Here is a 13,647-nt window from a genome sequence, read left to right on the forward strand (position 1 = left end):
ATTTCAGTCAGAAAGCTATCGCAAACGTTTGCGGAGCCTGATAGAATATCGGCAAATGAAGTTATCTTTTCCAAAATGCAATTGCCTTGGGGGCCGTAGTGACTGATAAAACCTCTCTCAGCTATAAAGATGCCGGTGTTGATATTGATGCAGGTAACGCATTGGTTGAACGTATCAAAGGTGTGGTGAAAGAGACTCGCCGTCCAGAAGTGATGGGAGGATTGGGAGGGTTCGGCGCACTGTGTGCCCTACCACAAAAATACCGTGAACCTGTTTTAGTTTCAGGCACTGACGGTGTGGGAACTAAACTACGCCTCGCGATGGACTTAAAACGTCATGAATCCATCGGTATCGATTTAGTCGCTATGTGCGTCAACGACCTGATTGTCCAAGGTGCTGAGCCACTGTTTTTCTTAGACTACTATGCAACTGGCAAGCTGGATGTGGATACCGCTGCAAGCGTTATCACTGGTATCGCGGAAGGCTGTAAGCAGTCTGGCTGTGCATTAGTCGGTGGTGAAACCGCTGAAATGCCGGGCATGTACCACGGCGAAGATTATGATGTTGCTGGCTTCTGTGTGGGTGTTGTTGAGCGCTCTGAAATTATTGATGGCACAAAAGTCAGTGCGGGCGATGCACTGATCGCGTTAGCCTCAAGCGGCCCTCACTCTAACGGTTATTCATTAGTGCGTAAAATTCTGGAAGTGAGCAAAACCAATCCAGAAACCACGCAATTAGCGGGCAAACCTCTCGCTGATCACCTGTTAGAACCAACCCGTATCTATGTTAAAAATGTCTTAGAACTGATCGCTAAAAACGACATTCATGCCATTGCACACATTACGGGCGGCGGCTTCTGGGAAAATATTCCTCGCGTTTTACCTGACAACACTCAAGCCATCATTGATGGCAACAGCTGGGAATGGCCTGCAGTCTTCGAATGGCTGCAACAAGCGGGCGATGTCACCACTCACGAAATGTATCGTACATTTAACTGCGGCGTCGGTATTATCATTGCCCTGCCACAAACCGAAGTTGAGTCTGCATTAAAACTGCTGACTGCGTTAGGTGAAAATGCATGGCAGATCGGAACCATTGGCGACTTACCTGCGGGTGAAGAGCAGGTTGTTATCCGCTAATGAAAAACATCGTTGTTTTGATTTCAGGCAGTGGCAGTAATTTGCAGTCGATTATTGATGCCTGCCAACGCCATGAAATCGATGGGCAAATCGTCGCAGTGATCAGTAATAAAAGCGATGCTTACGGTTTGGTTCGCGCACAAGAGGCTGGCATTCCAGCCCTTTGTGTTAGCTCAAAAGCGTTCACTGACCGCCAAGCCTACGATGCTGCACTGTTAGACGCTATCGAGCAATACCAACCGGATTTAGTGGTCTTGGCTGGGTTTATGCGCATTTTAACCCCTGAGTTTGTGAAACATTTCACAGGAAAAATGCTGAATATCCACCCTTCTTTACTGCCTAAATATCCGGGGCTGCATACCCATCGACGTGCACTTGAAAATGGTGATAAAGAACACGGCACTTCCGTGCATTTTGTTACTGAAGAGCTGGATGGCGGTCCGATTATTTTACAAGGACATGTGCCCGTTTTACCGCAAGACACCGAAGACGATTTGGTTGAACGTGTTAAACTGCAAGAGCACCTGATTTATCCTCAAGTTATTGCGTGGTTTGTTTCTGGTCGCCTTGTAATGCAAGACGGTAAAGCCCTACTCGATGGCCAGCCGTTATCGGCAACGGGCTTTCAAGCAGATTAATACGCGGTTAGGTAAGTTTATATATATTCGCTCAGATTTGATTGGCTGGTCTGAGCGAATAACTCAAACCCAACCATTCGCAAGAAACGCTTTATTTCCCACCTGCCAAATCGATAAAACTTCCCGTTACGTAAGATGCCTCATCAGACAATAACCACGCGATTGCCTGGGCAACCTCTTCTGGCTGACCTCCACGTTTCATCGGTAAACTATCTTTAACCCGATCAACCCGTGCAGCTTCACCACCATCGGCATGCATATCTGTATAGATAAAACCGGGGCGGACGGCATTGACTCGAATACCCTCCCCAGCGACTTCGAGCGATAAACCAATCGTCATTGTATCGATGGCACCTTTGGATGCGGCATAATCCACATACTCATGGGGAGAACCAAGGCGAGATGCCGCAGAAGAAACATTCACAATCGCGCCACCTTGCCCACCATGACGAAATGCCATACGTTTGACCGCTTCACGCGCACAAAGAAAACTACCGCTGACATTCGTTGCAAATAATCGCGCTAATCGCTGTGCATCTAGCTGCTCTATTGAGGCTTGAGGCATGATTATTCCTGCGTTGTTAACCAACCCAGAAATGGGGCCTAATTCTTTATCAATCTGCTGAAACAACGAAACAATGTGTTCTTCTTGAGAAATATCAGCCTGCACCGCAATGGCGGTACCACCTGAATGCCGAATTATGTCTAAAACTTCCTGTGCACAATCTTGACGAGTGTGGTAGCCAATACAAACTTTATGACCTTTATGAGCCAAATTGATTGCTGTCGCTCGACCGATGCCGCGATCACCACCCGTTATCAACGTAATATTGTTTTTCATATTTTATGCGCCCTGTTTTATTTTTTCTTATCATTAGCGGGAAAGCAGCGAGCCGCTATGCTTGGAGTTTTATCGACATTTCTATACAGCGTAGCTCAGACTGTGCAAGCGCGGAGTAATAAATGCTTTCCCGCTCGAATATAAAACCATGTTTCTCATAAAAAGCTTGGGCATTCAGCGTTGAAGATAACGTTAATTGCTCAAAACCACGCTCACGAGCTTCATCTTTGATGGCTTCAATGATTTGACTGCCAAGCCCCCTACCTGTGTACTCCGGTAACGTAAAAACAGCCTCAATATTGCTTGAAGAAAGCTCCAGGAAGCCCGTTGCTACTGGCCGGTTATCTGAATCTTCAATAACGAAAAAAGGATTCGCGACAATGACCTCTCTGTAGCTTTCAGGCATTTTCTCCGGTGTCCAAGCGGCAATAACCACCTCGTCATAGCTGTTCTTACATCCGTAACGTATAGCTTGATTTCGAATATTCCAGCATTCTTCAGCCTCCGCAGGCACCGCAAACCTGATTTTCATAGTTTCTCTTTGAGCGTTTTCATCGGTTAGTATTTTCTATTACCATAAAAGCTCAAGTCTAACTATAGAGTTTGCTTTGAAGGGACAACGTATGTTTTTGGCACTAAATTAACCATAAATAGAACTTATGGGGCTGGTTTGAGCGAAAAGCGGAAGTTGATGTTCATTTGCGAGCGAGAAAGACAACTTCCGAGGTCGCGGCTGTCCCTTCAGGATTTCACAAACAAGCTCATTATTCCCACAGTCAGGGCGCTATAAAATGCAACTGATACTGATTCGTCTGCACGTCTACCCATTTTCTAACGATACCCAGCACGACCACGATCAGCGCAGCCGGGTAAATGGCGCACTGCACGGGAACTGCCATTTCGGTGAGAGAATTCAGTTCCAGCACAGCAAGTTCCGCTGATGCTACCAGGGATAGCGTCACCAGTAGACCATAAGACGCGCGGGTCGTCTGGCTGAAATAGCATGCTGTTCCGGTTGTCAGACCGATAGCAGTGACTAGGCAGGCTAGGATAATGATCGTCGCTAACAACGCCCGGCCATAAACGCCAAAACAGTCCCAATATAGGTGTTCATCGCCTGAATACCGTTTGTTACTCCCTGCACCGGGCTGTGAGACCCCATCGACAGATAACAGATAGAAATCACGGCCAGACCTGCGGCGGTGGAATGGGTGAAGATGCCCCGCGGATACTGGATCTCACGCTGCTTAAACGTATGCGTAATGTAATATTAAAATGGTATGCGGAGACTGCCTGGAGAGAATCGACGTTTTATCTATCTAACTTGTCATTTAACACAAAAGGGATCATACAATCCTTAAAAATCAAGTACTCTACATAAAGTATTCACAATAACTCAGCATGTTATTAAACTATTTTTATTATAGTGAGATAAAAAATGAAACTTTATTATTCTACCGGTAGTTGTTCGTTATCCCCTCATATAGCATTACGTGAGGCTGGATTAGATTTTGAATTAATTAAAGTCGATACTATAAAGCATACCTATGGTGATAATCTCGATTATTATAAAGTAAATGAGCTTGGATATGTTCCTGTATTGCAGCTCGATAATGGTGATGTATTGCGCGAAGGTGCTGTGATTATCCAATATATTGCTGATTTAGCGCCAGAATCTGGTCTTGCTCCATTATTTGGAACTATAGAACGATATAAATTAATGGAGTGGCTGAGTTTTCTTTCTTCTGAAATTCATAAAGGGTTTATTCCTCTTTTTTATGGCAATAAATCTGGTGTTTATCTGGATATAGCTAAACCGAAGCTAATATCTCGATTCCAATGGATTGATGATCAGTTAGCCAAGTCAGACTATTTGACAGGTAATAAATTCACGATTGCTGATTGTTATCTTTTTGCTTTAACAAGTTGGGCTAGTGCTGAGTGGATAGTCTCACGATTCAATCTTGATATTGACTTGAACCATATGAAAAATATTGAGTCATGGTACAAGCGTATGCTTGAAAGACCAACTGTAATTAAATCGATTCAAGTGGAAGGTATCTAGATTCAGCCACAAACAACTGAAAATACTATCTAATTCCAACTTTGGTACTAACCAAAACGGAGTTAAGCTATAGGGGGCTTATTTCAATAACCCCCCTATAGCTGACATATCACTGACGTTGGCATAGCTCAACGGTGTCGAGTGTGAATAGGTCCGTTTTAGTTCCATGCCTTTTTTGAGATCCCTGCTAAATAATATTGCCACTATTTCTCCGGCGTAATATTGTTCAGTGATTCATGCGGGCGTTCACAGTTATATCCTGACAACCATTTTTTTTAATTTCCTGTACCTCATTCAGCGTTCTGAACAGATAAAAATCGAGTATTTCTGTACGGTATATCCGGTTAAAGCGCTCAATGAAAGCATTCTGTGTCGGCTTACCCGGCTGAATAAACCCCAGTTTTACTGCATTTTTCTCTGCCCATCTGCTAATTACCTACAGGTTTACCACCTCGAATCGTCTTTCACCTTTAATACTGAAATCACACCAGTGGTGATATGTAACGATATTGATACCATATGCGATGCAGTCAGAGCTGGAATCGGCATAAGTCGTATATTTGAACCCCTACATACTGGTATGGTGGACTATCAGGATTTTAAACCCATATTCTTTGACTGCACAAAAAAACGAGCAGGTTTAATCACCTAGCGATTAAACCTCGTTGTCCGAGTAACTGTTACATTCAATACCAATCTGCCCAAAATATTGGATAGAAAAATAAAGCTTTCTGGAAAAATGTATGTAGAAGAACGGTCCTCCTGTTTATAGTAAGGGTGGGTCAGCTATTGGCACAAAGCAGCCTGCCATTATAGATGTACACCATCTACACCCCAACTCAAATCCGAGTGAACATAATTTTTTGGTTTAAATCCATAACCCCCTACCCCCCTTAAACAAACTCATCTTCGACAAACTCTCCCTCACCCTGCTTTCTGTCATTATTTTATTGCAAATAAGTGGTATCCTTATAACAGCGCTAAGTAATTAATTTTCTAGTTGATACTTTCGCCATAAATAGTTTTATAATTAACAACAATCGAGGTGTTTTATGACGACCGGGCAAGCTCATCTGTTTAAGTTGCGCCCACTTGAGCGTGAAGACTTAGCTTTTGTCCACCAGCTGGACAATAACGCCAACATTATGCGTTATTGGTTCGAAGAGCCTTATGAGGCATTCGTTGAGCTCAGTGACCTTTACGATAAGCATATTCATGACCAATCCGAACGCCGCTTTATTATCGAATCTGACAGTGAAAAAGTCGGTTTAGTCGAGCTGGTTGAAATTGATTATGTTCACCGTCGTTCTGAATTCCAGATTATCATTGCACCCCGCTATCAAGGCAAAGGGTATGCAAGCCGCGCTGCAAAATTGGCCATGGACTACGCCTTTTCAGTGCTCAATTTGTACAAACTTTATCTGATAGTCGATAAAGAAAATGTCAAAGCTATCCATATTTATAATAAACTCGGCTTCCACACAGAAGGCGAGCTAATTGACGAATTTTTCGTTAATGGTCGCTACCACACCGCAATCCGTATGTGTGTGTTCCAGCACCAATATTTTGCAATGAAACAGCAGTCTGAAAACGCGTAATAGTCCCAAGAATAGCGCGCTAGAAGTCAAAGGTGATAATCGGTTTTTTTATCAGCATTAACCAGCCAAATACGGAGCAACAATGTCCCAAGAACGCCTCTATCATGAAAAAGAGCTCAGCTGGCTCTCTTTTAACGAACGAGTTCTCCAAGAAGCCGCGGATAAGCGGAACCCTCTTATAGAACGAATGCGTTTTTTGGGCATTTACTCCAATAACTTAGACGAATTCTATAAAGTCCGTTTTGCGGATGTTAAGCGCCGTATCTTAATCAATGAAGAGCGCGGTTCCGCCAGCGGTGCCCGTCATCTGCTCAAACGAATTCAGTCTAAAGTGGCCAAACAAGAGCAAGAGTTCGACGTTCTCTACAACGACCTGCTCCTTGAAATGGCACGTAACCAAATATTCTTAATTAACGAGCGTCAAATTTCACCTCGTCAGCAAATTTGGTTGCGTCAATACTTTCGCCAAAATCTACGCCAACATATCACGCCAATTTTAATCAATCGTGATACTAACTTAGTGGAATTTCTGAAAGACGATTACACCTATCTCGCCGTTGAAATTATTAATGGTGCTGAAGTGCAATACGCTTTATTGGAGATCCCATCGGATAAAGTCCCGCGTTTTGTGAATCTCCCACCTGAGATGCCAAAGCGTCGCAAATCAATGATTTTAATTGATAATATCCTTCGTTATACCCTTGATGAAATTTTCAAAGGCTTCTTTGATTACGACAAGCTCAACGCCTATTCCATGAAAATGACCCGTGATGCGGAATATGATATCGCCACGGAGATGGAATCTAGCCTACTGGAAATTATGTCATCCACGTTAAAACAGCGTTTAACGGCTGAGCCAGTTCGCTTTGTTTATCAACGTGATATGCCCGATGAAATGGTCGCGCTGCTACGAGAAAAGCTGGGATTATCGAGCGATGACTCAGTGATTGCTGGTGGCCGTTACCATAATTTTAAAGATTTTATTAACTTCCCGAATGAAGGAAATAAAAACTTACTCAACAAACCGTTACCGCGTTTACGTCACCGTTGGTTTGACAATTTCCGTAACGGATTTGATGCTATTCGCGAGCGCGATGTGCTGCTCTACTACCCTTATTATACCTTCGAGCACACATTAGAATTGCTGCGCCAAGCGTCGTTTGACCCGAATGTGTTATCCATCAAAATCAATATTTACCGCGTGGCAAAAGATTCTCGCATCATCGACTCCGTGATCCACGCAGCCCACAATGGCAAAAAAGTCACTGTAGTGGTGGAGCTGCAAGCGCGTTTTGATGAAGCCGCCAATATTCACTGGGCAAAACGCCTGACTGAAGCGGGTGTTCACGTTATCTTCTCCGCGCCGGGGCTTAAAATTCACGCCAAATTATTTATTATCTCCCGTATGGAAGAAGGCCAAATTGTTCGCTATGCCCATATCGGTACCGGTAACTTTAACGAAAAAACCGCTCGCCTCTACACCGACTACTCATTACTCACCTGTAACGAGCAAATCACCAACGAAGTGCGCCGAGTATTTAGCTTTATTGAAAACCCGTATCGCCCTGTCACTTTCGATAATTTGATGGTGTCTCCACAAAATACGCGCACCAAAATCACTGAATTAATTGACCAAGAAATTGCGAATGCTGAAGCTGGGTTGCCTAGTGGCATCACGCTCAAAATTAATAACTTAGTCGATAAAGAACTGACCGATAAGCTCTACGATGCCTCCAATGCAGGGGTTAAAATTCGCTTGTTAGTGCGTGGCATGTGTTCACTCGTCTCAGGGCAACAAGGCTATAGCGAGAATATCCAAGTCACCAGTGTGGTGGACCGATTCTTAGAGCATGACCGCGTTTATGTCTTTACCAACGCTGGCGATGAAAAAGTGTTTATCTCCTCGGCCGATTGGATGACCCGCAACATTGACTACCGTATCGAGGTGGCTGTTCGTTTGCTGGATCCGCGACTTAAACAGTTGGTTTTAGATATCCTCGAATTACAGTTCAGTGATACCGTCAAAGCCCGCTTTGTTGACAAAGAACTCAGTAATCATTATGTTCCCCGCGGCAATAAGCGCAAAATTCGCGCTCAATTAGCTGTTTATGAATTTTTAAAAGCACTCGAAATGCCTGAAACAAGAGCTTGATACTATGCCAATTGCCAGTTCATCTACCCCAAGACCACAAGAAATTGCGGCGATTGACTTGGGTTCAAACAGTTTTCATATGGTTATTGCGCGTATTGTCAATGGAGCACTACAAGTTCTAACCCGTTTAAAAAAACGTGTTCATCTTGCTGATGGGCTGAGTGATACCAACGAACTCAGTGAAGAAGCCATGGAGCGCGGCTTGGCGTGTTTATCGCTATTTGCTGAGCGTCTACAAGGCTTCACGCCTGATAACGTCTGTATCGTCGGTACCCATTCATTGCGTGTCGCCACCAACGTTGAAGAATTTTTGCGCCGTGCTAAAGCCATTATCCCCTACCCGATTGAGATCATTTCAGGGCAAGAAGAAGCTCGCTTGATTTTTATGGGCGTTGAGCACACGCAACCGGAAAAAGGGCGCAAGCTGGTTATCGATATCGGCGGCGGTTCCACGGAACTGGTAATTGGTGAAAAATTTGAACCGATTTTAATTGAAAGCCGTCGTATGGGCTGCGTGAGCTTTGCTCGTCACTATTTCCCTAATGAAACGATTTCCCCAGATAATTTTAATCGTGCCTATTTAGCCGCCTGCTTAAAACTGGAAAGCACCGCTACCCTGTTTAAAAAACAAGTCTGGGACGTGGCGATGGGGGCCTCCGGCACCATTAAAGCGGCACATGCGGTGATTGTAGAGATGGGCGACCGTGATGGGATTATTACCCGCGAACGCCTTGAAAAAATCAAACAAATAGCATTGAAGTACAAAACGTTTAAATCACTAGAAATTCCGGGACTTTCTTCCGATCGCAAACAGGTTTTTGTACCGGGTTTAGCTATCTTAATTGCGGTGTTTGATTCCCTCGACATCAAAGAATTACGCCTCTCAGACGGCGCCTTACGTGAAGGTGTTCTCTATGAAATGGAAGGCCGTTTTCGCCACCAAGATATTCGTCAACGCACCGCATTAAGCCTTGCCGAGCACTATAATATCGACCGTGAACAAGCCAAACGGGTTTTGAAAACCATGGAAGAGCTGTATTATCAGTGGCGCCAGCAGAACCCTAAACAGGCCAACCCACAATTAGAATCCATTTTAATTTGGGCGGTTATGCTGCACGAAGTGGGATTGAGTATTAACCATAGCGGCATGCATCGCCACTCCGCTTATATCTTACAAAACACCAACTTACCGGGGTTTAGCCAAGAGCAACAATTGCTATTAGCTACGCTGGTTCGTAATCATCGTCGAGCCATTAAATACGATGAAATACCTAAATTTAACTTGTTTAAACGCAAGCAATTTATGCCGTTGATTCAGATTTTGCGCTTATCTATCTTATTGAATAATCAGCGCCAATCGACAACAACGCCTTCGTCTATGCGCATTGAAACCGACGAAGGTCATTGGACACTTTTCTTACCTGCGCAGTATCTCGCCCACAATGCGTTAATGCTGCTCGACCTTGAAAAAGAGAGTGCCTACTGGGAAGAGGTTCCGGGCTGGAAACTCACCATTTGCGCAGAAAATGAGCCATAGGCTTATATGACTCAGAAATGAGTCTGATTTAGAAAATAGAAACAAAAAATAATGATTTGCGGTCAGTGTTGTTTTGTTCTTCTTATTCGAATTATGAACAAATTTGATATTTTTTTGGGATCAGCGACAATACTGGGTAGAAGTTTCGTCACCTCGCAGGCGAATTAATTTAAAGCGCTTCGGCGCCGAATGGTTTAAGGATTAACATGTCACAAACTGCTTTTTCAACTGATGCGGCACCAATAATCAATCCGCATTCACAAAGACTGGCGTACATCCGCCAGCAAATACTGACGTTATTCATGGAAGACGAAGAGTTTGTTCATGCTCTTGTCGAGAAAGACCAACACGTCAGTATGGATGATAAAGCATTTAGTGAAAAAATTAGTACGGTTAAAGAACTGCTTGTTGACCTCCACACTGCGGATATCGCCGATATTCTTGAAATGCTACCGTACGACGAACGTCTCGCACTGTGGCGCTTAGTCGATAACAACGAACGCGGTGAAGTGTTGGTTGAAGCCTCTGTCTCTGTTTGGGACAGCCTGATTAAAGATATGTCAGACCGAGAACTGCTGCGAGCAGTTGCCGGCTTACATGTGGACGAACAAGCGTATATCGCAGAGCACTTGCCCCGCGATACCATGCGCCGTCTCCTCACCTACTTAGACCCAAGCTTACGCAGCCGTATTCGTGAAGTTCTCCAATACGCCAAAGACAGCGTTGGGCAGATGATGGATTTCGAATTCGTCACCGTGCGTTCAAACGTCACCCTGAAAACAGTGCAACGCTATCTACGCCAACGGGGAAAAATTCCTGAAGCAACGGATAAAATTTTCGTTGTCGATAAAGATAATTATCTGCAAGGTGAATTACCCCTGACCACCATTTTGATCCAAGCGCCAGAGCGTATAGTTGCCGACGTGATGAAAACCGATACCGTCACCTTCTTACCCGATGAAAAAGGGGAAGATGCAGCGAGCGCGTTCGAACGTTACGACTTAATTTCTGCCGCGGTTGTGGACAGTAACGGCTTGCTGATGGGGCGTCTAACCGTTGAAGATATCGTTGATAATATCAGCGAAGAAAACGATAACAGCATCCGCCGTATGGGGGGGTTAAGTCCTGAAGAGGACGTATTCGCTCCTGTTGGTCAAGCGGTTAAAACCCGTTGGACATGGCTTGCCATTAACCTGTGTACCGCTTTCGTCGCTTCTCGTGTTATCGGTGTGTTCGAAGATACGATTTCACAGTTGGTTGCCCTCGCGACCTTAATGCCAATCGTAGCGGGTATCGGTGGTAATACGGGTAACCAAACTATTACGATGATTGTCCGTGCCATCGCGTTGCACCAAATTCAGAACGGTAGTTTCTCCTTCCTGATGGTCAGAGAGCTTGGAGTCGCCTTTATTAACGGGGTGGTTTGGGGCGGTATTATGGGCGTCGTCACCTACCTTCTCTATGGGGATCTCGCTATGGGTGCCGTGATGACCCTCGCGATGGTGCTCAACCTCTTGATGGCTGCCATCATGGGTGTTCTGATCCCATTAATTATGATTAAGATGGGTAAAGACCCTGCTATCGGCTCTAGCGTGATGATCACCGCAATCACTGATACTGGCGGTTTCTTTATCTTCTTAGGGTTAGCTACCCTATTCTTAGTTTAACTGCCTACCCGCGTACTTTGCCTTAAGCTAGGTACGCGGGTTTATAAAAACCTGCCATTTCCTGCAAAACCTCCTAGTCATACTAAAATAGAAATAACTGACAGATCACATCCGCGAGTATTATTTATTTAAATAGCCTTATCCACTGCAAATTAATTATATTATTTTATCTGTACCTGTTATTTACTCTATTTAATTTCACACTTAATAAATGAGTACCATTATATTTTTTGCCTTTTTTGTGATTATTTTGCACATCAAAATATACAATCGTCTGTAATTGCTAGTTTATTAATATCATATCGTGGCATTCAATTATCATTTAGAGTAGTAATTCGACCTTTTTTAACTAAATAGAATCTTATGCTTGTTTTCAAGGTGGCAGTTTACAGAATATGAAACTTTCTGCTATAAATGAAGGCACGTTAGAGATACAGAGTATTACCTTGGTTTATTTTCCCTCGTTTTATCTCTCATATCCTTTGCCAAATAATATTAATTACTTCGCTATTTAACGTACCTATTATTACAAATAACCTCATCGCGCTAATATTGAAATGTTGTGTATTTAGAAGGACAGAATTATGACATCGCAAACAACCAGCCAGCCTGCGGCCAGACCGTTAGGCAAAGAAGATTATAAAACATTGGGCTTATCCTCTTTAGGTGGCACATTAGAATTTTATGATTTCGTTATTTTCGTTTTTTACGCGAAAATTATCTCCCAACTATTTTTCCCGGGCGATAATGAATTTCTCGCATTAATGGCGACGCTGGGTCTGTTTGCTGCGGGTTATCTTGCTCGCCCATTGGGCGGCATTATCATGGCCCACTTTGGCGATAAAATCGGTCGTAAGAAAATGTTTACCTTAAGTATTTTCTTGATGGCATTCCCAACTTTTATTATTGGTTTCTTGCCAACATTTGAGACCATTGGCGCAGCTGCACCACTGTTACTGTTATTAATGCGTATCATGCAAGGAGCTGCTATCGGCGGTGAAATGCCAGGTGCATGGGTGTTTATTGCCGAACATACTCCGAAACAGCGTTATGGTTTAGGCGTGGGAACATTAACCTCAGGGATCACTGGCGGGATTTTATTAGGGTCTATCGTCGCGATTATCATTGAGCGTTCTTATACCACCCAAGAAGTACATGATTTTGCGTGGCGTATTCCGTTTATCTTAGGGGGCATTTTTGGTTTTATCTCTGTCTATCTTCGTCGTTTCTTACAAGAGACCCCGATTTTCAAAGAGATGGCAGCTAAAAAAGCATTAACCAAAGAGTTACCAGTAAAAACCGTGGTTAAATCCCATAAACAAGCTTGCATGATCACCGCTGCACTGACGTGGTCGCTGTCTACCGCTATCGTTGTCACCATTTTGATGACACCTGACGTGGTATTAAAAGGTATTTATGGCATCGATCGTAATATTGCGTTGCAAGCCAACTGCGCAGCAACTTTAACCTTAACATTAGGCTGTATTTTCTGGGGTTGGTTAGGGGATAAAACCGGAACTCGTACATCGATGACCTTGTCTTGGGGCGGATTAGCGGTTACCGCTATCTACTTCTATTCATCATTGTCATCCGATATTTCTGCGAATACCTTAACGTTTAATTACGCATTAATGGGCTTCTTCGTGGGAGCAATTGCGACAACGCCAATTATCAGTACTCGCGCATTTCCACCAGAAATTCGTTTCTCTGGATTATCCTTTGCGTATAACTTGGCGTATGCGGTATTTGGCGGGTTGACCCCAATCTTAACAGGGGCATGGTTACAGCAATCCCATATGGCACCAGCATACTATGTTGCAGGAGTTTCCTTGTTAGCCGTTGCCGTGGCGTTTATCCCTCTGTCATACAAAGGCTGGACTCGTACCGCAGAAGAGGAACGTAACCCTGCGGCAGTATTGAAAACCAGCGTCACTCAATAAAACAAATGAGAACAATTACTCGCCTGTGGCTGTAAAGTCACAGGCTTTTTTATTTTCTTACGAAAAACCG

10 protein-coding genes and 2 pseudogenes are annotated in these 13,647 nt (G+C 43.9%); 8 read left to right on the forward strand and 4 right to left on the reverse strand.

Features of this window, described 5'->3' with window-relative positions:
* The first annotated feature begins 98 nt into the window (after window positions 1–98).
* Both purM and purN read left to right on the forward strand, forming a co-directional pair.
* Complete coding sequence (gene purM, locus QS795_RS09630) at window positions 99–1,139, forward strand: phosphoribosylformylglycinamidine cyclo-ligase (RefSeq protein ID WP_181477229.1); 1,041 nt, start codon at window positions 99–101, stop codon at window positions 1,137–1,139.
* On the forward strand, window positions 1,139–1,777 hold the full coding sequence (gene purN, locus QS795_RS09635) for a phosphoribosylglycinamide formyltransferase (RefSeq protein WP_286270333.1): 639 nt from the start codon (window positions 1,139–1,141) through the stop codon (window positions 1,775–1,777). The genes purM and purN overlap by 1 nt, the downstream gene beginning before the upstream one ends.
* A gap of 91 nt (window positions 1,778–1,868) precedes the next feature.
* Here purN and QS795_RS09640 read toward each other — a convergent pair whose 3' ends face one another.
* From QS795_RS09640 to QS795_RS09650, 3 genes are all read right to left on the reverse strand, one after another.
* On the reverse strand, window positions 1,869–2,618 hold the full coding sequence (locus QS795_RS09640) for an SDR family oxidoreductase (protein ID WP_286270334.1): 750 nt from the start codon (window positions 2,616–2,618) through the stop codon (window positions 1,869–1,871).
* A 55-nt stretch (window positions 2,619–2,673) separates the two neighbouring features.
* Complete coding sequence (locus QS795_RS09645; RefSeq protein WP_286270335.1) at window positions 2,674–3,150, reverse strand: GNAT family N-acetyltransferase; 477 nt, start codon at window positions 3,148–3,150, stop codon at window positions 2,674–2,676.
* A 244-nt stretch (window positions 3,151–3,394) separates the two neighbouring features.
* The gene (locus QS795_RS09650) at window positions 3,395–3,688 is read right to left on the reverse strand and encodes a branched-chain amino acid transport system II carrier protein (protein WP_318626446.1); all 294 of its coding nucleotides are present in this window, start codon (window positions 3,686–3,688) and stop codon (window positions 3,395–3,397) included.
* A gap of 368 nt (window positions 3,689–4,056) precedes the next feature.
* On the opposite strand from QS795_RS09650, the gene gstA reads away from it, so the two are divergent.
* A complete protein-coding gene (gstA, locus tag QS795_RS09655) occupies window positions 4,057–4,683 on the forward strand; it encodes a glutathione transferase GstA (RefSeq protein WP_286270338.1) in 627 nt (208 codons plus the stop codon).
* A gap of 203 nt (window positions 4,684–4,886) precedes the next feature.
* Here gstA and QS795_RS09660 read toward each other — a convergent pair.
* Window positions 4,887–5,116: pseudogene (locus tag QS795_RS09660) on the reverse strand (integrase core domain-containing protein); the annotation flags it as partial.
* Between the two features lie 619 nt (window positions 5,117–5,735).
* On the opposite strand from QS795_RS09660, the gene speG reads away from it, so the two are divergent.
* The 5 genes and pseudogenes from speG (at window position 5,736) to QS795_RS09685 (ending at window position 13,577) form a co-directional block, all read left to right on the forward strand.
* On the forward strand, window positions 5,736–6,281 hold the full coding sequence (gene speG, locus QS795_RS09665; RefSeq protein WP_286270340.1) for a spermidine N1-acetyltransferase: 546 nt from the start codon (window positions 5,736–5,738) through the stop codon (window positions 6,279–6,281).
* 82 nt (window positions 6,282–6,363) lie between these two features.
* Window positions 6,364–8,433, forward strand: coding sequence for a polyphosphate kinase 1 (gene ppk1 / locus QS795_RS09670; RefSeq protein WP_154603637.1), 2,070 nt, complete (start codon window positions 6,364–6,366; stop codon window positions 8,431–8,433).
* Window positions 8,434–8,437: 4 nt separating this feature from the next.
* A complete protein-coding gene (ppx, locus tag QS795_RS09675; protein ID WP_286270342.1) occupies window positions 8,438–9,970 on the forward strand; it encodes an exopolyphosphatase in 1,533 nt (510 codons plus the stop codon).
* 395 nt (window positions 9,971–10,365) lie between these two features.
* Window positions 10,366–11,637, forward strand: a pseudogene (gene mgtE / locus QS795_RS09680) (magnesium transporter); the annotation flags it as partial.
* 584 nt (window positions 11,638–12,221) lie between these two features.
* Window positions 12,222–13,577, forward strand: a complete 1,356-nt coding sequence (locus QS795_RS09685; protein WP_154603635.1) for an MFS transporter — start codon at window positions 12,222–12,224, stop codon at window positions 13,575–13,577.
* Window positions 13,578–13,647 lie beyond the last annotated feature (70 nt).

The sequence above is a fragment of the Providencia zhijiangensis genome, from assembly GCF_030315915.2.
Classification (GTDB): Bacteria; Pseudomonadota; Gammaproteobacteria; order Enterobacterales; family Enterobacteriaceae; genus Providencia; species Providencia zhijiangensis.